Origin of the sequence: Ramlibacter ginsenosidimutans, from assembly GCF_016654015.1 — a bacterium.
Taxonomy (GTDB): domain Bacteria; phylum Pseudomonadota; class Gammaproteobacteria; order Burkholderiales; family Burkholderiaceae_C; genus Ramlibacter; species Ramlibacter ginsenosidimutans.
On sequence record NZ_JAEPWM010000001.1, the window covers coordinates 1,008,661 to 1,031,299 of the forward strand.

Below are 22,639 nucleotides of genomic sequence, written 5' to 3' on the forward strand. Positions count from 1 at the left end.
CTACTCTTCGCGGGGCATCGGCGCCCCCTGGGTGAGCAGTTCGCGCAGGTCGAAGGCGAAGCCTTCCAGGTCCGCCTCGATCCGGCCGATGACGCGGCCGAAGATGTTGTAGCCGAGGACGGCGGGGATCGCGACCGCCAGGCCCGCGGCGGTCATGATCAGCGCCTCGCCCACCGGGCCGGACACCTTGTCGATGCTGATCTGGCCGGCGTTCGCGATGCCGGTCAGCGCGTGGTAGATGCCCCAGACCGTCCCGAGCAGTCCGACGAAGGGGGCGGTCGAGCCCACGGTCGCCAGCAGCACCTGGCCGAACTGCAGCTTCCCCAGCACCGCGTGCAGTGCATTGCGCAGCACGCGCGTGAGCTGCTGCGCCTTGTCGCCAGCGGCCGCGAGCGAGCCGGGGGACTGTTCCGCCGTTGCCAGCACCAGGGGCAGCACCAGCGCATCGCGATCGAAGGCCGAGACCTTCTGGCGCGCATCGGCGACCGAGCGCGCCTGCCAGAACGCCGCCGTGCTGCGGGCCACGTCATGGCGCGCACGCCGCAACATCCAGGCCTTCCACAGGATCACCACCCAGCTGGACACCGACATCACCAGCAGCAGGATGGCCACGCCCTGCGTCAGCGCGTCGCCATGGCGGAACAGGTCGAGTAAGTTCATGCGGCGCCGCCCGCCGCGGCCCCGCGCCGCTGCGCCAGCCGGGCAGCTGCGACGCGGCGGCGGGACGCGGCCATCAGCGAAGGCCGAGGACGTCGAACATGTCGAACAGGCCGCGCTCCTGCCCGCCCAGGAAACGCACGGCACGCAGGCTGCCCTGGGCGTAGGTGGAGCGGCTGGCCGCCTTGTGCGTGATCTCGATGCGTTCGCCGGTGCCGGCGAACAGCACGGTGTGGTCGCCGACGATGTCGCCGCCGCGGATCGCGGAGAAGCCGATGGTGGACGGCTTGCGCTCCCCCGTGTGGCCATGGCGCTCGTACACGGCGGTGTCCTTCAGCGACTGGCCCAGCGCCTGGGCGATCACCTCGCCCATCTTCAGCGCCGTCCCCGAGGGCGCATCCACCTTGTGGCGGTGGTGCGCCTCGATGATCTCGATGTCGTAGCCCTCGGCCAGCGCCCTGGCGGCCATCTCCACCAGCTTCATCGTCACGTTCACGCCCACGCTCATGTTGGGCGCCATGACGATCGCGATGTCGCGGGCCGCGTCGGCGATCTGGTCCTTCTGCGCGTCGGTGAATCCGGTGGTGCCGATGACCATCTTCACGCCGCGTTCGCGGCACGCCTGCACATGCGCAAGCGTGCCCTCGGGGCGGGTGAAGTCGATCAGCACCTGCGCGTGCGCCAGGCCGGTGGCGATGTCGGCCGTCACCGGGACGCCGCTCGCGTGGCCGAGGAAGGCCGCCGCGTCGTTGCCGATGGCGAGGCTGGACGCGACGTCGAGCGCGCCCGCGAGCCGGCAATCGTCCGAGGCCCGGATCGCCTCGATCAGCATGTGGCCCATGCGGCCCGAGGCGCCGGCGACGGCGACCTGGTGTTGCGTGCTGCCGGCGGGCGGCGGCTGCACCGCCCCGGTCACCGCGACGTTCTTCAGCGCCTGCGTACCCTTCATGCGACCTCAGCGGCTGGGAGATTCCAGCGGGGGATAGTTCACCGGCGCGGCGGGCGCCGGCGCCGGTGCCGCCGGAGTTGCCGCCGGCTCGTTGTGGTTCTTGGCCTGGAAGCTGCGCAGCTCTTCGTCCGTCGCTTCGAGGCGCGGCACCTTGCCCAGACGCTTGTGCGTGTCGAGCGTGGAGACGAACTCCGATTCGCTCGGCATGGGATCGCCTTCGACGCGATCCATCATGTCATTGCGGAAGTACACCGTGAGGTGACGCTTCTGCGGCTCGACGCCCTGGCGCTTCAGCGTGAACACGTAGTCCCAGCGATCGGAGTGGAACAGGCTGGTCACGAGCGGCGTGCCCAGCACGTTGCGCACCTGGTCGCGGCTCATGCCCTTCTGCAGCGCGTCGACCTGCTCCTTCGACACGAAGTTGCCCTGCACGACGGAAACCTTGTATGGGGTGATCGCGTTGAGCAGGCCGTTGCCACCCGCCGTGCTGCAGCCCGAGAGGACGACGATGGCCGCGGCGGCCACCAGGGCGGAGCGCATGGGGCGCAGGGGCATGGCGGGCATGGAAAGGCTGTCGGAGGGGGCAGGCGATATGATCGCGGCATTGTAGCGGCAGCACCATGGCCAATATCGACGAACTCAAGAGCACGGGCCTGAAGGCGACGCTGCCGCGCCTGAAGATCCTGGACGTGTTCCATCGCGGAACGCAGCGCCACATGACGGCGGAAGACGTGTTCCGCGTGCTGCTCGAGGAACGCTCGGACATCGGCCTGGCCACCGTGTACCGCGTGCTCACGCAATTCGAGCAGGCCGGCATCCTGAGCCGCAGCCACTTCGAAAGCGGCAAGGCCGTCTACGAACTCAACGAAGGCACGCACCACGACCACCTGGTATGCCTCGACTGCGGGCGCGTGGAGGAGTTCTACGACCCCGAGATCGAACGCAAGCAGCACGAAGTGGCCAAACTGAAGGGCTTCGAAATCGCCGATCACGCGCTGTCGCTCTACGCGCACTGCACCAAGGTCAACTGCCCGAACAAGCCGGTGCGGTAGCGGGCATTCAAACCCAACAACCGGACGCAGAGGACGCAAAGGTTTCGCAGAGGACGCAAAAGGAATTCCCTTTTCAAAAAGGTTTTCTTCTGCGTCCTCTGCGTAACTTCTGCGCCTTCTGCGTCCGGTTGTTGGGTTTGGAAGGCCTCTCGCCCTCAGCTGCCCTTTTCCATCGCGCGGCGGTGCCGCTCGACGAATTCCTGGTAGGTGTCGACTCCGCGCAGTTGGAGGATGGTGTTGCGCACGGCGGCTTCGACCAGCACGGCCATGTTGCGGCCGGCGACGACGGGGATCACGGCCTTGCGCACCGGCACGCCCAGCACGTCCTGCGTGAGCGGCTCGTAGGGCAGCCGCTCGTACTCGCGCTCCATGGTCTCGCGCCGCACCAGGTGCACGATCAGGCGCAGCCGCATCTTCCGCCGCACCGCGGTCTCGCCGAAGATGGCGCGGATATCGAGCAGGCCGATGCCGCGCACTTCCAGCAGGTTCTGCAGCAGCTCCGGGCAGCGGCCCTCGATGGTCGTCTGGTTCACACGGTAAAGATCGACCGCGTCGTCCGCAACGAGGCCGTTGCCGCGCGTGATCAGCTCCAGGCCCAGCTCGCTCTTGCCCAGCCCCGACTCGCCGGTGATCAGCACGCCGAGCCCCAGGATGTCCATGAACACGCCGTGCATGGACGTGCGCTCGGCGAAGTGCTTCGAGAGATACGCACGCAGCACGTCGATGACGAACGCCGACGGCTCGGGCGTGGAGAACATCGGGATCTGCGCCCGCTCGCACATGGACAGCAAGGCCTCGGGCGCGGCCTGGCCGTCGGTGAGCACGAGCACGGGCGGCTCCAGCGTCACGATGCGCGAGATGCGCCGGGCGCAGTCCTCCTGCGTGGCGTTGGTGAGGTAGGCCACCTCACGCTCGCCCAGGATCTGCACGCGATACGGGTGGATGTAGTTGAGGTACCCGACGAGGTCGGCGCCCGAACGGGCCTTGCGCACGGCGACTTCGTCGAACCGCCGCTCGGAGGCGCCGAGGCCCGCGACCCATTCCCACTTGAGCTGCCCGCGGTGGTCTTCGAACAGGACGTCGGCGCTGACGACGGTGGGTTTCAAGCGCTTTGGGCCCTCACTGGGGCTGGGCGGATTGCCAGCCGGCGATCACCTGGTGCAGCTGCCTGGCGTCGGTGCTGGAACGCATCTTGTCGCGCAGCGGCGCGTCGCTCAGGAGCTCGGCGATCTCGGACAGGATTTCCAGGTGCTTCTGCGTCGCGGCCTCCGGGACCAGCAGGAAGATCAGCAGGTTGACCGGTTGCTCGTCCGGGGCGTCGAAGCCGATGGGCGTCGCGAGCTGGAACAGCGCCGCCATCGGCGCCTTCAGGCCCTTGATGCGTCCGTGGGGAATGGCAACCCCGTGCCCGAGCCCGGTGGAGCCGAGGCGCTCGCGCGCGAACAGGCTGTCCGTGACCAGGGCGCGCGACAGGCCATGGAGGTTTTCGAACAGCAGCCCGGCTTCCTCGAAAGCCCGCTTCTTGCTCGTGGCGTCGACGCCGACCAGGACTTGGGCGGGCGGCAGGATGGACGCGAGGCGGTTCATGATGGGTGGGCGGATTATGCACGCGCGATGGTGCACTGCTCCCAAACGGCCGACCCGCGCTTCCCGACGACATGCCGGAAGCGGAAGCGGGCCCGGCGACGGGCCCGGCGTCCGGCTTTACATCACGCGTTTGGGTGCGTCGCAGTGATGGTCCTGCATGCGCGTCTTGTGCCGGCCGACCTGGCGGTCGAGCTTGTCGACGAGTTCGTCGAGCGCGGCGTAGAGATCCTGGTGCGCGCTTTCGGCAAACATGTCGCCGCCCTTCACATGGATGCGGCATTCGGCGCGCTGCCTTCGTTCCTTCTCCTTCTGCTTCTCCACGGTGAGCAAGACCTTGATGTCCACGACCTGATCGAAATGACGGGTGATGCGATCGAGCTTGGTGGTCACGTACGTTCTGAGAGCGGGGGTAACTTCGAGATGGTGACCGCTGATCGTCAGGTTCATGGAGCCTCCTGTGACTTGGGTTGGACACGGCGCCGTTGCGGCGCGGGGGGAAGGAACTGCGCTAACTCTCTGCGACCCACTATGCCCCCCGCCCCCTCAAAAGTCCATTGATTTCCCTCAGGCTCAGGCGCGATTCCAGGGTGAGATCGAGCGCTGGCAAGCGCTCGCGCGGACACCGGCGCGCAAGCCACACGACGAGCGGCCGCACCAAAGCGAACGGCCCTCGCAAGGGCCGTTGGCAAGCACGAACAGCGGCCGTGCGGCCGCCTCGCTCAGAGGGTCAGGATGCGATCAACGCAGGCGCCAGAGCGCCGCCGCGTCGAGATGGTTCCACGTGCCCGCTGCCTTGGGGTGCGCCTGCGCGCCGGGGCGCTCGAGGTTGGCGTGCTCCACGCGATCGGCCTGCGGCTTGTCGCGGGGCGTGTCGGCGTAGCGGTGATTGGACTTGGGTTCCTTGAACATGACTGTCTCCTGCGCCTACGGTTAGCTGCCGGTGGCGCTGCTTTGGGGCCGCTTGGGATCCTGCGAGCTGGTGCTGCGCTCGCCGTGGCGACTGATGAACGGCCAGGCGTGCCCGCTGCGTGCCGGACGCACGGCCAGGGGGCTGTCCTTGCCTTCTGCCGAGGCGGGCTGCCAGTTGGGGCGGCGGGCGTTCGGGTCGGTCGCTAGCTGGATCATCTGGGCTCCTTGCTGTCTGCCGGACCGGAGTCCGGGGCGATGGAGCCAATGTAGGGTGGGCGGTTGAGCCCTGCTGTCGGACGTTCTGGCCCAGCTGTGTAGGATTTGTCCTGCGGATGAGGCTCGACCATGGGCGTCGTACTGGCTGCCTGTCCAGCGCTGCCCGGGCGCACTTCCTGGGCGCGGCATAATCGGCGCCTCCAAACGGCCAAGGACGCTCCCGGAAACTCGCTCCAGGCGAACCGGGCGATCGCCGCACGATACTCCGGAGGCCCCGCCAGCCGGCAGCTCCCGATGCCCGTGCCGCGGTGCGTTGGAAGCACCACCCGCCGCACCACAGAACACCACGCACGGGACGGAGCCATGCTCAACATCTTCACGCTCGCCAACGGCCGATTGTTCCAGGAGGAGATCGAGTCGCTGGAAGAACTCTCGCGCTTCCAGCCGGTGTGGGTCGACCTGGAGGCGCCCACGCTGGAGGAGAAGCGCTGGGTCAAGCAGTACTACGGGCTGTCCATCCCGGAAGACGTGATGGACGAGGACATCGAGGAGTCCGCGCGTTTCTACGAAGAGGACAACGGTGAACTGCACATCCGCAGCGACTTCCTGATCGCCAACGAGGAGGAGCCGCGCACGGTGCGCGTGGCCTTCATCCTCAACCTGATGAACAGCACGCTCAAGAGCCACGGCGTGCTGTTTTCGATCCACGACGAGGACGTGCCCGTGTTCCGGCTGCTGCGCCTGCGCGCGCGGCGCGCGCCCGGCCTGATCGCCGATGCCAAGGAAGTGCTGCTCAAGCTGTTCGACGCCGATGCGGAATACTCCGCCGACACCCTCGAAGGCATCTACGACGCGCTCGAGGAGGTCAGCAAGAAGGTGCTCGCCGGCAAGGTGACCGACACGCTGGCGCGCGAGGCACTGGAAGCCATCGCGCGGCAGGAAGACCTGAACGGCCGCATCCGCCGCAACGTGATGGACACCCGGCGGGCCGTGAGCTTCATGATGCGCAGCCGCATGCTCACCGCGGAGCAGTTCGAGGAGGCGCGGCAGATCCTGCGCGACATCGAATCGCTGGACAACCACACGGCCTTCCTGTTCGACAAGATCAACTTCCTGATGGATGCCACGGTCGGCTTCATCAACATCAACCAGAACAAGATCATCAAGATCTTCTCGGTCGCAAGCGTGGCGCTGCTGCCGCCGACGCTGGTCGCCAGCATCTACGGCATGAACCTGCACTTCCCCGAGCTGGAGTGGCTGGGCCCGGTCTTCAGTTATCCCTACGTGGTGGTGCTGATGATCCTGAGCGCGGCAGCGCCCATGTGGTACTTCGGCCGCCGGGGCTGGCTGAGCTGAACTCGCACCCGGCGTAAGATCCGCGCCGTGCTGCTTGCCTCCGTCCGCCGACTGCTGGCCTCCCGCCGCTGCGCGTGGGTGCTGGCCTGCGCGCTGTGCCTGCCGGTCGCGCAGTGGGCAAGCACGGTCCACGTGCTGCAGCACCTGCAGTCGATCGCGGCGGCACAGGACGAGAAGCCGACGCTCGCGAACGCAGCCTGCGACCTGTGCCTGGTGGCCGCAGCGATCGGCAGCGGCCCTCCCGCGGCGACGCCGCACGTGCAGGCGCTCGTCTCGCTGCCGCACGCGAACCCCGGCTGCCCGGCGTTCGCGACGCGTGTCGCGCCTCCTCCCCGCCACTACGCCAGCCGCGCCCCGCCTCTCCTGCACGCGTGACATGCCGGTGCCGCACGGGTCGTGCGGCCTTCGTCGTTTCGTGCAAGGAGACCCACGATGGATCACGTAGTCCGCCGGGCAGGATGGATCCTGTGCCTGGCTGCGGGCAGCGCCGTGGCGCAAACCGCTTCACCCCCAACCCATCCCAATCCCGACACGCAGGCCCTGCGCCGCGAGATCGCCGCCATGCGCGCCGAGTACGAGGCGCGCATCCAGGCGCTGGAGAAGCGCGTGCAGGCCGCCGAGGCGGCGGCAGCAGCTTCGCCTCCGAATGCCACCGCAGCGGCACCCGCAGCGACGGCGCCCGCCGCCACGACAGCGACTGCTGCACCCACGGGCGGCGGCAGCGCGGCGGGCGGCGGCTTCCAGCCGGCCCTCTCGCTCATCCTGTCCGGCGCTTACTACAACAGCTCGCAGGACCCCGCCACCTATCGCATCCGCGGCTTCTCGCTGCCGCCCGACGCCGCGATCGGTCCGGGCGTGCGCGGCTTCAGCCTCGCCGAGTCCGAGCTGGGGCTCGCCGCCAACATCGACCCCTGGTTCCGCGGCGCGGCCAACCTCTCGTTCGCACCGGACAACACGGTGTCGGTGGAGGAGGCGTATGTCGAGACGACATCGCTCGGCCACGGGCTCAACCTGCGGGCCGGCCGCTTCTTCTCGAACATCGGCTACCTCAATCCGCAACATGCCCATGCCTGGGACTTCGCCGATGCGCCGCTCGCCTACCAGGCGATGCTGGGCACCCAATTCGACGATGACGGCGTGCGGCTCACATGGCTCGCGCCGACCGAGCAGTTCATCGAGCTGAGCGCCGAGGCCGGACGCGGCCGCAGCTATCCGGGCAGCGACACGTCGCACAATGCTCCGGGCATGTACACGCTCGCCGCGCACAATGCTCCGGGCATGTACACGCTCGCCGCGCACACCGGCGGCGACATCGGCGACAGCAGCAGTTGGCGCGCAGGCCTCTCGTACCTGCATGCGCATGCGGGCGACCAGGAACTCCTCGCGTTCGACCCCGCCGGCAAGGAGATCCGCAACCGCTTCGCCGGCAGCACGGGCGTCTGGATCGCCGACGCTGTCTGGAAATGGGCGCCCAACGGCAATGCGACCCGGACCAACTTCAAGCTGCAAGGCGAATACCTGCAAAGCCGGCGCGACGGCAGCATGGTGGTCGACACGGCCGGCGCGGCCTCGCCGGGCGACTACCGGGCAACGCAGTCGGGCTGGTACCTGCAAGGTGTCTACCAGTTCATGCCGCACTGGCGATTCGGGCTGCGCACCGAGCGGCTGTCGCCAGGCACACCGGACTACGGCAGCAACAGCGGGCTGGTCGCGCAGGACAGCGGCTCGCCCAGCAAGAACACGTTGATGCTGGACTGGAGTCCCAGCGAGTTCTCGCGCTGGCGTTTCCAACTGGCGCAGGACCGCGCGCGCGCGGGAGCAGCGGACACGCAGTGGCTCATTCAATACCAGATGAGCCTGGGCGCCCATGGCGCGCACAGCTATTGAGCAAGGAAACGCAATGAAGATCACCCGTCCCCCCATCCTCGCTGCCGCGGCGCTCGCGCTGGCCGCGCTCACGGCACCCGCCCACGCGGCGCTGAAAGTCTTCGCCTGCGAACCCGAGTGGGCCGCCCTCACCCAGGAGCTGGGGGGCAAGCTCGTGGACGTGAGTTCGGCGACCACCGCCTTGCAGGACCCGCACCAGATCCAGGCGCGCCCCAGCCTGATCGCGCGCATGCGCGCCGCCGACCTCGTCGTGTGCACCGGCGCCGAGCTGGAGGTCGGCTGGCTGCCCGTGCTGCTGCAGCAGTCCGGCAACGACAAGGTGCAGCCAGGCCAGCCCGGCAACTTCGCGGCGGCCGATTTCGTGCGCAAGCTGGAAGTGCCCACCAGCGTCGACCGCTCGCAAGGCGACGTGCACGCGGCCGGCAACCCGCACATCCAGACCGATCCGCGCAACATGGCCGCCATCGCGCCCAAGCTCGCAGCGCGACTGGAGCAGCTCGATCCCTCGCATGCCGCGCAGTACGCCCAGCAGTCCGCGGCGTTCGAGCAGAAATGGCAGCAGGCGCTCGCGCGCTGGACCACGCAGGCGGCGCCGCTGCGCGGCGTGCCCGTCGTCTCGCAGCACAAGGCGTTCGCGTACCTCTATGACTGGCTGGGGCTCAAGGAGGTCGCGGTGCTCGAGCCGAAGCCGGGCGTGGAGCCCAGCGCGGCCCACCTGCAGTCCGTGCTCGCGACGCTCAAGGCCACGCCGGCGCGCATGGTCGTGTACTCGGCCTATCTCGATCCCAAGCCTTCCGAGTGGCTCTCCAGCAATGCCGGCATCCCCGCAGTGAAGCTCGCCTTCACCGTGGGTGGCACCGACGCGGCCAAGGACCTGTTCGGACTCTACGACGACACGGTCGCCCGCCTGCTCGCCGCGGCGCACGCCAAATGAACTGGGGCGCCATCGACCTCGGCATCCTCGGGCCTGGGCTCGTCGCCGGCCTGCTCGTGCTCGCCAGCCACGTGCCGCTGGGCATGCAGGTGCTCGACCGCGGCATCGTGTTCATCGACCTGGCGATCGCGCAGATCGCCGGCCTGGGCGTGATCGCCGCGGACTCGCTGAGACTGCCCGAGCACGGGCTCGCCGTGCAGGGCGCCGCGCTGGTCGCAGCGTTGCTGGGCGCGGGCCTCCTCACCTGGACCGAACGCCGCCTGCCCGAACAGCAGGAAGCACTGATCGGCGTGCTGTTCGTGCTCGCGGCCTCGGTCGGCCTGCTCCTGCTGGCCAGCAATCCGCACGGCGGCGAGCACCTGAAGGACCTGCTCGTGGGGCAGATCCTGTGGGTCGGCACCCCGCAACTCCTGGCGCTGGCGGCGGTGACGGCGTTCCTGCTGCTCGCGCTGGCGCTCGGCTGGGTGCGGCGCCTGCGCTTCGGCTTCTACGCTGCGTTCGCGCTCGCGGTGACGGCGTCGGTGCAGTTGGTGGGCGTGTACCTGGTGTTCACCAGCCTGATCGTGCCGGCGCTCGCGACGCTGCGCAGCTCCGGCCGGACGCGGCTCGTGCTGGGCTATGTGATCGGTGCCGTGGGCTACGCCATCGGCCTCGCGCTGTCCGCCGTGCTGGACCTGCCCTCCGGTCCGACCGTGGTCTGCACGCTCGCCGCCGTCGCAGCCCTGGCGCCCCTGCTGCAGCGCCGGGCAAGCTGAGGCATCATCCGGCCGGAAAGGACTGCCGCACTCCGCCGGCAGGGGAGTGCGATGAGGAACCGTTCGCGAGGCCTGCTTGCGGTGGCCGCCTGGTGTGCCTGTGCCGGCGCGCGCGCAGCCGGGGGCCATTTTTCCGTCGACGATGCGAGCCTGCTGGAACCGGGCCACTGCGAGGAGGAGACCTGGGCGAGCCACTACGACGGCGGCGCCCAGCTGCTCCACGCCGGCGTCAACTGCCGCGTGGGCCCCATTGAAATCGACGGCGCCGGCGAGCACGCACGCGGCGACGGCCGCTCCGCGACGGCCTGGAACCTCGAGGTCAAATGGGCCCACGAGCTGGACGAGCAGTGGAGCGTCGGCGCCGACCTGCAGCCGATCTGGATCACGCAGCAGCATCCGAACTATGCGGGCACGCGCTTCTATGCGATCGCCACCTGGCATCCCCTGAAGAGCCTCGCGGTGAATGCCAACCTGGGCCGGGACTTCGGGAACGGCACGCGGGACCTGCCGCGCGGCGGCGTGTCGCTGGAGTGGCAGGCCAGCGAGCCCTGGACGCTCATCGTGGAGCGCTACCTGGAAAACGAAACGCACTTCGTGCGCGCCGGCGCCCACTGGAGCCCGAACGGGCGCTGGAGCGTGGACCTGAGCCGCGCCCAGCGCCTCGCGGGGCCCAACGCCTCCTACTGGACGCTCGGCATCACGCTGCCCCTCGCGGGCGATTAGCAGTTCGCGCGCAGGAACGCCGCGACGATCGCGGCGGAGTGGCGGCTCGCCACCTCGTCGATGAAGGTGAGGAAGTCGCCGTGCGCCGCGTCGTCGGCGCGGTCGGACACGGTGCGCACGGCGGCGAACGGCACGCGATAGTCGTGGCACACCTGCGCAAAGGCGGCGCCCTCCATCTCCACCGCCAGGGCCTCGGGCAGCGCCAGGGTCAGGACCTGGCTCTCCGCCGCGCTCGAGACGAAGCGATCGCCGCTGACCACGAGACCGCGGTGCACGTGCGTGCCGTGCAAGGCGGTGCGCACGGCTGCGACGAGTTGCTCCGTGAGCGCAGCATCGGTGCGGAAGCGATCGGTCTCGTACAACGGCACCTCGTAGCGCGGAAAGATCGGCGAGGCGTCGAGGTCATGCTGCAGGAACGCATCGGCGACCACGACATCCCCGCGGTTCACGCCCGGCGCGAGGCCGCCGGCCACGCCGGTAAACACGATGCGGTCGACGTGGAAGCGTTCGATCAGTGCAGTGGCGGTGGTCGCTGCGGCCACCTTGCCGATGCGCGAGAGCACGGCCACGACCTCCTGCCCGTGCAGGTGCCCGACCCAGAACTCTCGCCCACCCGCCACCTGCTTGTGCTCGTCCGGCAGCAACGCCAGCACCGCGGCGAGCTCCTCGTGCATGGCGGAAACGATGGCAGTGCGCATGATGGCCGCATTGTGTCTTGGACCCGGAAATCGCAACAGTCCGCAGAACCCGCGCAAGGAATCCTTTTTTTACTTGGATGTCCTTTTGCGACCTCTGCGAAACCTTTGCGCCCTCTGCGTCCGGATGCTGGGTTTGCTGCCAATCCCTCCGCTACTGCTTGATGTCGACCCCGTAGAAGTTGTGCCGCCCGAACGGCGACAGCTTGAAGTCCACCACTTCCTTGCGCACGGGCTTGAGCTGCACCGCATGCGCGATGGTGAACCACGGCGCCTGCTCCTTGAAGATCACCTGCGCCTTCTTGTACAGCGCGTCGCGTTCGGCCGGCTTGGTGACCTGCTTGGCTTTCTGGATCAGGTCCTCGAACTGCGGGTTGCAGAACTTGGCGACGTTCGAGCCATTGGTCTTCGCGGACTCGCAACCGAGCAGCACGGCGAGGAAGTTGTCCGGGTCGCCGTTGTCGCCGGTCCAGCCCAGCATGCCCATCTGGTGCTCGCCGTTCTGCATGCGCTTGCGGTACTCGCCCCACTCGAAGCTCTTGATCTCCGCCTTCACGCCCACCTTGGCCAGGTCGGCCTGCATCAGTTCGGCGATGCGCTTGGCGTTCGGGTTGTAGGGACGCTGCACGGGCATCGCCCACAGGTCGGTGCTGAAGCCGCTCGGATAGCCGGCCTGCGCCAGCAGCTTCTTCGCCGCTTCGGGATCGTAGGGATCGTCCTTGATCGCATCGTTGTACGCGGACATCGAGGGCGGCAGCGGGTTCTTGGCGGCGACGCCGGAGCCCAGGTACACGCCGTCGATGATGGCCTTCTTGTTGATCGCCATGTTGACGGCCTTGCGCACGCGCACGTCATCGAAGGGCTTCTTCGTCACGTTGTACGCGAGATACCCGATGTTCAGGCCGGGCTGCTCCAGCACGACGACGTTCGGGTCCTTGCGCATCGTCTCCAGGTCCGCCGGGTTCGGGTACGGCATGACGTGGCACTCGCCCTTCTGCAGCTTGGCCCAGCGCACGGACGCGTCCGGCGTGATCGCGTACACGAGATCGTCGATCTTGGCCTTGCCGCCCCAGTATTGCGCGAACGCCTTGTAGCGGATCACCGCGTCCTTCTGGTACTGCAGCAGGTACCACGGGCCGGTGCCGATCGGCTCCTGGTCCACCTTCTCGGGCGTGCCGGCCTTGAGCATGGCGATGGCGTACTCCTTGGACTGCACCGCCGCATAAGGCATGGCGAGATCGGCGAGGAAAGGCGCCTCGGGCTTGTTGAGGGTGATGCGCACCGTGTAGTCATCGAGCTTGTCCACGCTCTTGAGCAGCTTGGGCATGCCCATGTCGTTGAAGTACGAGTGGTTGCTGCTCGTGACCTTGAAGTAGGGATCGCTCTCCTTCCACTGCCGGTCGAACATGAAGAGCACGTCGTCGGCGTTGAAGTCGCGCGAAGGCTTGAATGCACGCTGGTTGTGCCACTTCACGCCGTGCCGCAGGTGGAAGGTGTAGATCAGGCCGTCGGGGGAGATCTCCCACTTCTCGGCGAGCCCTGGGACGATTTTCGTGCCGCCGCGCTCGAACTCCACGATGCGGTTGTAGATCGGCTCGTTGCCGTCGAACGAGGTGCCGGTCGTGTTGATGCCCGGATAGAAGTTCTCGGGACTGCCTTCCGAGCAGAACACCAGCGTCTTGGCGTGGACGCCGGTGGCGGCCGCGAGGGCCAGCGCCGTGACGGCGAGATGCGTGCGGATCGTGATGCGCTTCATGGCGACACTCCTTCAAGGGAACCGGCGCGGCCGGCAAGTTGGGCATTATCGGCAAGCGACTCCTCGGGGAAACCCTTGCGCAGGAAGTCGTCGGCGAAATGGCAGGCGACCAGGCGCTCGTCGAGGGCACGCGGCAGCGGCCGCTCGCGCCGGCAGAGGTCCTGCGCGTACGGGCAGCGCGTGGAGAACACGCAGCCGGCGGGCGGATGCAGCGGCGAGGGCAGCTCGCCTTGCAGCACGATGCGGGGCCGCCCGCGTGCTGCCAACCCCGGCGTGGACGCGAGCAGCGCGTGCGTGTACGGATGCAGGGGCTGCGCGTAGATCTTCGCCTTGGGCCCCTGCTCCATCACGTGCCCCAGGTACATCACCAGCACGTCGTGCGCGATGTGGCGCACCACGGCGAGGTCGTGCGAGATGAACAGGTAGGCCAGCCGGAACTCCTGCTGCAGGTCCGCCAGCAGGTTGAGCACCTGGGCCTGGATGGAGACGTCCAGCGCCGACACGGGCTCGTCCGCCACCACCAGCTTGGGCCCGGCCATGAGCGCACGGGCGATCGCGATGCGCTGGCGCTGGCCGCCGGAGAACATGTGCGGATAGCGGTTGGCGAACTCCGGCCGCAATCCGACTTGGGCCAGCATGGCGCGGGCGCGCTCCGCCCGTTCGGCCGGCTTCATGTCCGTGTTGATCGCAAGCGGCGCTTCCAGCACCGCGCCGATCTTCTTGCGCGGGTTCAGCGAACCATAGGGATTCTGGAAGACCATCTGCACCGCCCGCCGCAGGCGCTTGCGCTCCGAAGCCGGCGTCTGCACGGCGTCCGTTCCATCGAGCACGAGCGAGCCCTGCGTCGGCGGCTCGATCAGCGCCACCATGCGCGCGAGGGTGGACTTGCCGCAGCCCGATTCACCGACCACGGCCAGGGTGCGTCCCTCCTCCAGCGTGAACGACACGCCGCCGACCGCCTGCAGCTGCGCCGGCGCGCGGAACATGCTGCGGCGCACCGGATAGGTCTTGCGCAAGTCCTTCGCCTCGACCACGACGGCGCTCATTCCACGGCCTCCGTACGCAGCGGCAGGTCGTGCGCGATGCGTTGCTCTCGCGTCGGATCGCCCAGCGGGTAATGGCAGCGCACCTGGCCTCCTTGCCAGTCGCGCAGCGGCGGCCGCACGGCCTGCGAATGCGCAGTGGCATAGGCGCAGCGCGGCGCGAACAGGCAGCCCGCGGGCCGGTCGAACACACCCGGCACCACGCCGGGAATGGTGGCGAGCCGGTGGCCGGCCTCGCCCTGCTCCGGCAGCGCCGCCAGCAGCGCCTCGGTGTAGGGGTGCTGCGGAGCGGCGAACAAACGATCCACCTGCTGCTGCTCCATCACCTGCCCGGCGTACATCACCGCGACCCGCTGCGCCATCTCGCTCACCACGCCCATGTTGTGCGTGATGAGGACGAGCGCCATGCCGCGCTCCTGCTGCAAGGTCCGCAGGAGGTCGAGGATCTGCGCCTGGATGGTGACGTCCAGCGCCGTGGTGGGCTCGTCGGCGATCAGCAGCCGCGGATTGCAGGAGATCGCCATCGCGATCATCACGCGCTGGTTCATGCCGCCGGAGAGCTGGTGGGGGTAGTCGTCCATGCGCGACGCGGCCGCGGGGATGCCGACCTGTTCCAGCAACTCGATCGCATGCCGGCGCGCGCTCTTGTGGTCCAGGGGCGAATGCTGGCGCAGCGTCTCGACCAGCTGGTACCCAATGGTGAAGCAGGGGTTCAGGCTGGTCGTGGGCTCCTGGAAGATCATGGCCAGGTCCTTCCCGACCAGCCGCCGCCGCTCGCGGTCGCTGATGCCCAGCAGGTCGTGCCCGGCGAAGCGCAGCGTCTTCGCACGCACGCGGCCGGGATAGGCGACCAGCCCCATCAAGGCCATCATCGCCACGCTCTTCCCCGACCCCGACTCGCCCACGATGCCCAGCACCTCCCCCTGCTCCAACGCGAGGCTCACCCCATCGACCGCATGCATCACGCTGCCCTGCGTGGGAAAGTCGACGCGGAGGTCTTCGATTTCGAGGAGGGGCATGGGGGCTTCTAAAAATCAACAACCGGACGCAGAGGACGCAGAAGTTGCGCAGAAGGCGCAAAAGGAAACCCGAACACAGTCTTGGAATTCATTCTCATTGGTATTCCTTTTGCGTCCTCTGCGAAACCTTTGCGCCCTCTGCGTCCGGGTGTTGGGTTTACCTTCTCACCGCTTCAACTTCGGATCCAGCGCATCCCGCAATCCATCCCCCAGCAAGTTGAACGCGAGGACGGCGACGAGGATCATCAGGCCGGGGAAGGTCACGACCCACCAGGCGCGCAGGACGAATTCGCGCGCGTCGGCGAGCATCGTTCCCCATTCGGGCGCGGGCGGCTGCGCGCCCAGGCCCAGGAAGCCGAGCGCGGCTGCATCGAGGATGGCGGTCGAGACGCCCAGCGATGCCTGCACGATCAGCGGCGCGGCGCAGTTCGGCAGCACTTCGCTGAACATCAGCCGCAACGTGCCGGCGCCGCTCACGCGCGCCGCGGTGACATAGTCTTTCGACACTTCGGAAATCACCGCCGCCCGCGTGATCCGCACGTAATGCGGCAGCACCACGATCGCGACCGCCAGCATCGCGTTCACCAGGCCGGGGCCCAGGATGGCGACGATCACGATGGCCAGCAGCAGGCTGGGCAGCGTGAGGATGATGTCCATCAGCCGCATGATGGTGATCTCCGCGATGCCGCGCGCGAAGCCGGCCACGAGCCCCAGCGCAATCCCGACGACCACCGAGATCAGCACCACCGCGACGCCGATGGACAGCGACAGCCGCGCGCCCCAGATCAGGCGCGAGAGGATGTCCCGGCCGATCGCATCGGTGCCCAGCGGGTGCCGCCACGCGCCGCCCGCCTGCCACGCCGGCGGCTTGAGGAAGGCCGCGGGATTGGTGAGGTCCGGTGCGTGCGGCGCCACCCACGGCGCGAACAGCGCCAGCAGCAGCAGCACCACGACGACGCCCAGGCCCATCACCGCGCCGCGATTGGCGGAGAACGCGATCCAGAATTCGCGCCAGGGGCCCGGCGGCACGGCGGCAGGCGCGAGGGCGGACGGCACCGTGCTCATCTCAATGCCCCTGCAGCCGGATGCGCGGATTGATCAGGCCGTAGGTGAGGTCGACCAGCAGGTTGACCGCCATCACCACGACGCCCAGCAGCAGCATCCCGCCCTGCAGCACGGGGTAGTCGCGGCGATTGATCGCTTCGATCAGCCACTTGCCGACACCGGGCCAGGAGAAGATGGTCTCGGTGAGGATGGCGCCGGTGAACAGCACGCCCACCTGCAAGCCGATCACCGTGACGACGGGGATGAGCGCATTGCGCAGCGCATGCACGCCGATCACGCGCAGCGGCGGCAGGCCCTTGGCGCGGGCCGTGCGGATGTAGTCCTCGCCCAGGACTTCCAGCATCGCCGAGCGCGTCATGCGCGCCACCACCGCGAGCGGGTTGGTGCCCAGCACGATGGTGGGCAGGATCAGGTGCTCCATGGCCGAGACGAACGCGCCCTTGTCGTCGGAGAGCAGCGAGTCGATCAGCAGGAAGCCCGTCCTCGGCTCGATGAAATACTCCACCGCGAGCCGGCCCGACACGGGCGTGAGGCCCAGCTGCACCGAGAACAGCAGGATCAGCAGCAGGCCCCACCAGAAGATCGGCATGGAGTAGCCGGTGAGCGAGGTCGCCATCACGCCGTGATCGAACACCGAGTTGCGCTTCACCGCGGCAATGATGCCGGCCGGAATGCCCAGCACCAGCGCAAAGAGGATGGCGCACACGGCCAGCTCGATGGTCGCAGGGAAGAGCGTCGCGAACTCGCGGATCACCGGCTCCTGCGTGATGAGGGACTTGCCCAGGTCGCCGTGCAGCACGCGCGTGATGTAGATGCCGTACTGCACCAGCACGGGCCGGTCGAAGCCGTATTCGTGGAGCAGTTGCGCATGCCGCACCGGATCGATCCCGCGCTCGCCGGCCAGGGTCTCGATCGGATCGCCGGGCACCAGCCGGATCAGGAAGAACGCCAGCAGCGTCATCCCGAAGAAGGTCGGGATGACCAGCGACAGGCGGGTCAGGAGGAAACGCAGCATGGCGAGCCGATTGTGCGCGGGCCCGGCAGGATGTGACTACCGGGGATGCACCCGGTGCGCCGATGCACGGAGTCAAAAACCCAACAACCGGACGCAGAGGGCGCAAAGGTTTCGCAGAGGACGCAAAAGGAATCCCCTTTAAAAGGTTTTCTTCTGCGTCCTCTGCGTCACTTCTGCGCCCTCTGCGTCCGGATGTTGGGTGTAAAAGCCCCTTCCTACTTCCGGTCCCGCAACTCCCGCCGCAAGATCTTGCCGACCGGCGTTTTCGGCAGGTCGGTGCGGAACTCGATGCTGCGCGGCTGCTTGTAGCCCGTGAGGTTGGCGCGGCAGAACTCCTTGACCTTTTCCTCGGTGAGCGCCGGGTCGCGCTTGACGATCACCAGCTTCACGGCCTCGCCGGTCTTTTCGTCGGGGATGCCGACCACCGCGCACTCGGCCACGCCCGGCAGTTGCATCACCACGTCCTCGACCTCGTTGGGGTACACGTTGAAGCCGGAGACCAGCACCATGTCCTTCTTGCGGTCGACGATCCGGAAGTAGCCGCGCGCGTCCACCACGCCGATGTCGCCGCTCTTGAAGAAGCCGTCGGGCGTCATGACCTTCGCGGTCTCGTCGGGCCGCTGCCAGTAGCCCGCCATGACCTGCGGGCCCTTGATGGCGATCTCGCCGGGCTGGCCTTGCGGCACCTCGATGCCGTTGTCGTCCAGGCACTTCATGAAGGTCGAGGGCAGCGGCACGCCGATGGTGCCGGTGAACTCGGTGCTGGTCACCGGGTTGCAGCTCACCGAAGGCGAGGTCTCCGACAGGCCGTAGCCTTCGCAGATCGGGCAGCCGGTCTTCTCCAGCCACAGCTTGGCAACCGCACCCTGCACTGCCATCCCGCCGCCGACCGAGACCTTCAGGTGCGACCAGTCCACCTTGTCGAAGTCGGGGTGGTGCGCGAGGCCGTTGAACAGCGTGTTCACCGCCGGGAAGCTGTGGAACTTGTACTTCGAGAGCTCCTTCAGCACCGCCGGCAGGTCGCGCGGATTGGGGATCAGCAGGATCTTGCCGCCGGTGCGCAGGCTCAGCATCATGCCGACCGTGAAGGCGAAGATGTGATACAGCGGCAGCGCGCAGACCGTGGTGGACTGCTCGCCGGCGGGCACCTTGTCCATCACCGGCTTGTTCCAGGCTTCGGACTGCAGCACGTTGGCGATCACGTTGCGGTGCAGGAGCACCGCGCCCTTGGACACGCCCGTGGTGCCGCCGGTGTACTGCAGCACCGCGACGTCGTCGGGCTTGAGGTCCGGCTTGCGCAGCGTGCCACGCGTGCCGCGGTCCACCGCCTCGTTGAAGCGCACGGCGCCGGGCAGGTTGTACGCCGGCACCATCTTCTTCACCCGGCGCACCACGTAGTTCACCAGCGCGCCCTTGAGGCCGCCCAGCAGGTCGCCCATGCTCGCGAGCACCACGTGCTGCACCGGCGTGTGCGCGATGCACTGCTGCAAGGTGTTGGCGAAGTTCTCGATGATGACGATCGCCTTGGCCCCCGAGTCCTTGAGCTGGTGCTCCAGCTCGCGCGGCGTGTACAGCGGGTTGACGTTCACCACCACGAAGCCGGCGCGCAGGATCGCCGCGACGGCCACCGGGTACTGCGGCACGTTGGGCATCATGATCGCCACGCGATCGCCCTTCACCAGCCCCAGGCCCTGGAAGTACGCCGCCAGGGCCCGGCTGAGCGAGTCGATCTCGCCGAAGCTGAACTCCTTGCCCATGAACGCGTACGCGGGCCGCGCGGCGTAGCGGGTGAAGCTCTCTTCCATGAGCTGCACCAGCGACAGGTACTGCGATGCGTCGATGTCGGCCGGCACCCCTTGCGGGTAGGCGCCGAGCCAGGGGCGGCTGTCCATGCCGGTCTCCTGCGTCATGCCCTCAGCGCCGCCAGTACCTCGTCCAGCATCTTCTTGGCGTCACCGAACAGCATGCGGTTGTTGTCCTTGTAGAACAGCGGATTGTCCACGCCGGCATAGCCGGAGGCCATGCTGCGCTTCATCACGATGGAGGTCTTGGCCTTCCACACTTCCAGCACCGGCATGCCGGCGATCGGGCTGGTCGGGTCTTCCTGCGCGGCCGGATTCACGATGTCATTGGCGCCGATCACCATGGCGACGTCCGTGTCCGGGAAGTCCTGGTTGATCTCGTCCATCTCCATCACGATGTCGTAGGGCACCTTGGCCTCGGCGAGCAGCACGTTCATGTGGCCCGGCATGCGGCCGGCGACCGGGTGGATGCCGAAGCGCACATTGACACCCTTCTCGCGCAGCAGCTTGGTGATCTCGAACACGGTGTGCTGCGCTTGCGCCACCGCCATGCCGTAGCCGGGGACGATGATGACGTTCTTCGATTCGCGCAGCAGCTCCGCCGTCTCGACCGCGCTGATGGGAGTCACCTCGCCCACCGGGTCCGCCGCGTCGCCCTTGGCCGCGGGCGTGCCGCCGCCACCGCCGAAACCGCCGGCGATCACGCTGACGAAGTTGCGGTTCATCGCGCGGCACATGATGTACGAGAGGATGGCGCCGGAAGAACCCACCAGCGCGCCCACCACGATCAGCAGGTCGTTGCTCAGCATGAAGCCGGTCGCGGCCGCGGCCCAGCCCGAGTAGCTATTGAGCATGGAGACCACCACCGGCATGTCGGCGCCGCCGATGGCCATCACCATGTGCACCCCGAACAGCAGCGCGACGACGGTCATCACGAGCAGCGGCCCCATGCCCGCCTGGATGGTCTCGGCATGCAGGAAGGCGCGGCCGAACCAGATCACGATCAGCAGGCCGGCCAGGTTCAGCCAGTGGCGCGCCGGCAGCAGCAGGGGCTTGCCGCCGATCTTGCCGGAGAGCTTGCCGAACGCGATCACCGATCCGGAGAAGGTGATGGCGCCGATCAGGATGCCGATGTAGATCTCCATCTCGTGGATGGATTTCTCGGCGCCCTCGAACGCGACGGAGCTGTCGACGTAGCTGGCGAAGCCGACCAGGCAGGCGGCGAGGCCCACCAGGCTGTGCATCAGCGCGACCAGCTCCGGCATCTGCGTCATCTGCACCTTCCTGGCAGCGAGCAGGCCGATGGTGGCGCCGACGACCAGGGCCGCGATGATCCACGGGTAGCCGGCCGGCGTCACGCGCGGCCCGAACACAGTGGCCAGCACGGCCAGCGCCATGCCGATGATGCCGAAGAGGTTGCCGCGGCGGGCGGTCTCCGGATTGGAGAGGCCGCCGAGGCTCAGGATGAAGAGGATGGTGGAACCGATGTAGGAAACGGTGGCGAGGCTTGCGTTCATGGCGATGCCTCCTTCTTATTTGCGGAACATCGCCAGCATGCGACGCGTGACCGCGAAGCCGCCGAACATGTTGACGGCCGTGAGCGCGAGCGCGAACACGGCGAGGCCCAGGATCAGCTGGCTGGGCCGGTCGGCCCCGGCGCCACTGAGCGGCGGCGCGACCTGGATCAGCGCGCCGATGGCGATGATCGACGAGATCGCATTGGTCACGCTCATGAGGGGCGTGTGCAGAGAAGGCGTCACGTTCCAGATCACCATGTAGCCGATGAAGCACGCCAGCACGAACACCACGAAGTGCGACAGGAAGGTCGCGGGCGCGTACAGCCCGACCAGCAGGAACAGCAGCGCGCCGACGCCGAACACGATGGCCAGCGACTTGGCCGCCATCGGTTCGCTGGCGCCGTGGCCGTGGCCCTTGGGCGCGGCCACCGGCGCGGCGGACTTGGGCTTGGCCGCCGCTGCCGGAATCTTGGGCGGCGGGGGCGGCCAGGTGATGTTGCCGTCCTTGATCACGGTGAGCCCGCGGATGGCGTCGTCGTCCATGTTGACGTCGATGCGGCCGTTCTTGGCCTTGCACAGCTCTTCGGCCAGGCGCAGCAGGTTGTTCGAATAGAGGGTCGACGACTGCTTGGCCAGGCGGCTGACCAGGTCGGTGTAGCCGACGATGGTGACGCCGTGCTTCACCACGGCCTGGCCGGGCTCGGTCAGTTCGCAGTTGCCGCCCTGCTCGGCGGCCATGTCGACGATCACGCTGCCGGGCTTCATGCTGCGCACCATCTCCGCGGTGATCAGCTTCGGCGCCGGCTTGCCCGGAATCAGTGCGGTCGTGATGATGATGTCCGCGTCCTTGGCCTCGCGCGCATACATCTCGCGCTGTGCCTGCTGGAAGCCTTCGCTCATCACCTTGGCGTAGCCGCCGCCGCCCGAGCCTTCTTCCTCGTAGTCGACCTTGACGAATTCGCCGCCCAGGGACACGACCTGGTCGGCCACTTCGGCGCGCGTGTCGTTGGCGCGCACGATCGCGCCGAGATTCGCGGCAGTGCCGATCGCAGCCAGGCCGGCGACGCCGGCACCGGCGATGAAGACGCGTGCCGGCGGGATCTTGCCCGCGGCAGTCACCTGGCCATTGAAGAAGCGGCCGAAGGCGTTGGCCGCCTCGATCACCGCGCGATAGCCGCTGACACCCGCCATGGAGGTCAGCGCGTCCATCTTCTGCGCCCGAGAGAGCTGGCGCGGCAGCGAGTCGATCGCCAGCACGGTGACGCCGCGTCCGGCCAGCTGCTGCATCAGCTCGGGGTTCTGCGCCGGCCAGATGAAGCCGATCAGCGTCGCGCCCCGGCGCAGCATGCCCACTTCCTGCGGCGTCGGCGGGCGCACCTTGAACACGATGTCGGCGCGCGACCAGAGCTGCGCCGCGTCGGTCACCACCTGGGCGCCGGCTTCGCGATACGTGTCGTCGGCGAAGTTGGCCGCAGCGCCGGCGCCACTTTCAACCGCGACCGCGAATCCGAGCTTGACGAGCTTGACGACCGCTTCGGGGACGGTGGCAACGCGCTTCTCGCCCGGCGCCGTTTCCTTGGGAACGCCGATCAGCAGGGGCGCCGCGGCGGGTTGCGTTGCGAGCGCAACGGGGGATTCACCCACCGACGGCGCGGCAGTAGCAGCGGTTTGCATGAACTCTTCTCCTCGATTGGGGGAGCTG

General features: G+C 68.0%; 24 protein-coding genes. 7 read left to right on the forward strand and 17 right to left on the reverse strand.

Annotated features, from left to right (window positions below):
- The 3 genes from JJB11_RS04955 to JJB11_RS04965 form a co-directional block, all read right to left on the reverse strand.
- A complete protein-coding gene (locus JJB11_RS04955) occupies window positions 1-660 on the reverse strand; it encodes a MotA/TolQ/ExbB proton channel family protein (protein ID WP_201166767.1) in 660 nt (219 codons plus the stop codon).
- A 73-nt stretch (window positions 661-733) separates the two neighbouring features.
- Window positions 734-1,606: a 4-hydroxy-tetrahydrodipicolinate reductase gene (gene dapB, locus JJB11_RS04960; RefSeq protein ID WP_201166768.1), complete on the reverse strand. Its 873-nt coding sequence runs from the start codon at window positions 1,604-1,606 to the stop codon at window positions 734-736.
- Between the two features lie 6 nt (window positions 1,607-1,612).
- Window positions 1,613-2,170 (reverse strand): outer membrane protein assembly factor BamE, encoded by a 558-nt coding sequence (locus JJB11_RS04965; protein WP_377371983.1) that lies wholly within the window; start codon window positions 2,168-2,170, stop codon window positions 1,613-1,615.
- A gap of 56 nt (window positions 2,171-2,226) precedes the next feature.
- Between JJB11_RS04965 and fur the strand changes: the two genes are divergently transcribed.
- Complete coding sequence (gene fur, locus JJB11_RS04970) at window positions 2,227-2,658, forward strand: ferric iron uptake transcriptional regulator (RefSeq protein ID WP_201166770.1); 432 nt, start codon at window positions 2,227-2,229, stop codon at window positions 2,656-2,658.
- Window positions 2,659-2,813: 155 nt separating this feature from the next.
- Here fur and hprK read toward each other — a convergent pair whose 3' ends face one another.
- The 5 genes from hprK to JJB11_RS04995 form a co-directional block, all read right to left on the reverse strand.
- Complete coding sequence (hprK, locus tag JJB11_RS04975) at window positions 2,814-3,764, reverse strand: HPr(Ser) kinase/phosphatase (RefSeq protein ID WP_201166771.1); 951 nt, start codon at window positions 3,762-3,764, stop codon at window positions 2,814-2,816.
- 13 nt (window positions 3,765-3,777) lie between these two features.
- On the reverse strand, window positions 3,778-4,245 hold the full coding sequence (locus JJB11_RS04980; RefSeq protein ID WP_201166772.1) for a PTS sugar transporter subunit IIA: 468 nt from the start codon (window positions 4,243-4,245) through the stop codon (window positions 3,778-3,780).
- A 117-nt stretch (window positions 4,246-4,362) separates the two neighbouring features.
- Window positions 4,363-4,692, reverse strand: coding sequence for a ribosome hibernation-promoting factor, HPF/YfiA family (hpf, locus tag JJB11_RS04985; protein ID WP_201166773.1), 330 nt, complete (start codon window positions 4,690-4,692; stop codon window positions 4,363-4,365).
- A gap of 291 nt (window positions 4,693-4,983) precedes the next feature.
- Complete coding sequence (locus JJB11_RS04990) at window positions 4,984-5,154, reverse strand: hypothetical protein (RefSeq protein WP_201166774.1); 171 nt, start codon at window positions 5,152-5,154, stop codon at window positions 4,984-4,986.
- Window positions 5,155-5,175: 21 nt separating this feature from the next.
- Entirely contained in the window at window positions 5,176-5,370 is a 195-nt protein-coding gene (locus JJB11_RS04995) for a hypothetical protein (protein ID WP_201166775.1), read from the reverse strand.
- 363 nt (window positions 5,371-5,733) lie between these two features.
- Here JJB11_RS04995 and JJB11_RS05000 point away from each other — a divergent pair, with 363 nt between their 5' ends.
- From JJB11_RS05000 to JJB11_RS05025, 6 genes are read left to right on the forward strand one after another with little or no spacing between them, the layout of a single operon-like run.
- The gene (locus JJB11_RS05000) at window positions 5,734-6,726 is read left to right on the forward strand and encodes a magnesium and cobalt transport protein CorA (RefSeq protein WP_201166776.1); all 993 of its coding nucleotides are present in this window, start codon (window positions 5,734-5,736) and stop codon (window positions 6,724-6,726) included.
- Window positions 6,727-6,753: 27 nt separating this feature from the next.
- A complete protein-coding gene (locus tag JJB11_RS05005; RefSeq protein ID WP_201166777.1) occupies window positions 6,754-7,101 on the forward strand; it encodes a hypothetical protein in 348 nt (115 codons plus the stop codon).
- A 57-nt stretch (window positions 7,102-7,158) separates the two neighbouring features.
- Window positions 7,159-8,613 carry a hypothetical protein gene (locus tag JJB11_RS05010; RefSeq protein ID WP_201166778.1) on the forward strand — a complete coding sequence of 485 codons (1,455 nt, stop codon included), beginning with the start codon at window positions 7,159-7,161 and terminating at the stop codon, window positions 8,611-8,613.
- 13 nt (window positions 8,614-8,626) lie between these two features.
- Entirely contained in the window at window positions 8,627-9,547 is a 921-nt protein-coding gene (locus JJB11_RS05015; RefSeq protein WP_201166779.1) for a metal ABC transporter substrate-binding protein, read from the forward strand.
- The gene (locus JJB11_RS05020; protein ID WP_201166780.1) at window positions 9,544-10,302 is read left to right on the forward strand and encodes a metal ABC transporter permease; all 759 of its coding nucleotides are present in this window, start codon (window positions 9,544-9,546) and stop codon (window positions 10,300-10,302) included. Before JJB11_RS05015 ends, JJB11_RS05020 begins: the two co-directional genes overlap by 4 nt.
- A gap of 51 nt (window positions 10,303-10,353) precedes the next feature.
- Window positions 10,354-11,025, forward strand: a complete 672-nt coding sequence (locus JJB11_RS05025; RefSeq protein WP_201166781.1) for a hypothetical protein — start codon at window positions 10,354-10,356, stop codon at window positions 11,023-11,025.
- On the opposite strand, the gene JJB11_RS05030 is transcribed toward JJB11_RS05025, so the two are convergent.
- The 9 genes from JJB11_RS05030 to JJB11_RS05070 all read right to left on the reverse strand — a co-directional run bounded on the left by JJB11_RS05030 (window position 11,022) and on the right by JJB11_RS05070 (window position 22,611).
- Window positions 11,022-11,723, reverse strand: coding sequence for a 5'-methylthioadenosine/adenosylhomocysteine nucleosidase (locus JJB11_RS05030; protein WP_201166782.1), 702 nt, complete (start codon window positions 11,721-11,723; stop codon window positions 11,022-11,024). The genes JJB11_RS05025 and JJB11_RS05030 overlap by 4 nt on opposite strands.
- Window positions 11,724-11,874: 151 nt before the next feature.
- Complete coding sequence (locus JJB11_RS05035) at window positions 11,875-13,476, reverse strand: ABC transporter substrate-binding protein (protein WP_201166783.1); 1,602 nt, start codon at window positions 13,474-13,476, stop codon at window positions 11,875-11,877.
- Entirely contained in the window at window positions 13,473-14,522 is a 1,050-nt protein-coding gene (locus JJB11_RS05040) for a dipeptide ABC transporter ATP-binding protein (protein ID WP_201166784.1), read from the reverse strand. Before JJB11_RS05040 ends, JJB11_RS05035 begins: the two co-directional genes overlap by 4 nt.
- Window positions 14,519-15,538 (reverse strand): ABC transporter ATP-binding protein, encoded by a 1,020-nt coding sequence (locus JJB11_RS05045; RefSeq protein WP_201166785.1) that lies wholly within the window; start codon window positions 15,536-15,538, stop codon window positions 14,519-14,521. The genes JJB11_RS05040 and JJB11_RS05045 overlap by 4 nt, the downstream gene beginning before the upstream one ends.
- A 165-nt stretch (window positions 15,539-15,703) precedes the next feature.
- On the reverse strand, window positions 15,704-16,603 hold the full coding sequence (locus tag JJB11_RS05050; protein ID WP_201166786.1) for an ABC transporter permease subunit: 900 nt from the start codon (window positions 16,601-16,603) through the stop codon (window positions 15,704-15,706).
- Window position 16,604: 1 nt separating this feature from the next.
- Entirely contained in the window at window positions 16,605-17,618 is a 1,014-nt protein-coding gene (locus JJB11_RS05055; protein ID WP_201166787.1) for an ABC transporter permease subunit, read from the reverse strand.
- A 215-nt stretch (window positions 17,619-17,833) separates the two neighbouring features.
- Window positions 17,834-19,510 carry a long-chain-fatty-acid--CoA ligase gene (locus tag JJB11_RS05060; protein WP_201166788.1) on the reverse strand — a complete coding sequence of 559 codons (1,677 nt, stop codon included), beginning with the start codon at window positions 19,508-19,510 and terminating at the stop codon, window positions 17,834-17,836.
- Between the two features lie 14 nt (window positions 19,511-19,524).
- A complete protein-coding gene (gene pntB / locus JJB11_RS05065) occupies window positions 19,525-20,937 on the reverse strand; it encodes a Re/Si-specific NAD(P)(+) transhydrogenase subunit beta (protein ID WP_201166789.1) in 1,413 nt (470 codons plus the stop codon).
- A gap of 15 nt (window positions 20,938-20,952) precedes the next feature.
- Window positions 20,953-22,611, reverse strand: coding sequence for a Re/Si-specific NAD(P)(+) transhydrogenase subunit alpha (locus JJB11_RS05070; protein WP_201166790.1), 1,659 nt, complete (start codon window positions 22,609-22,611; stop codon window positions 20,953-20,955).
- Window positions 22,612-22,639: the final 28 nt, after the last annotated feature.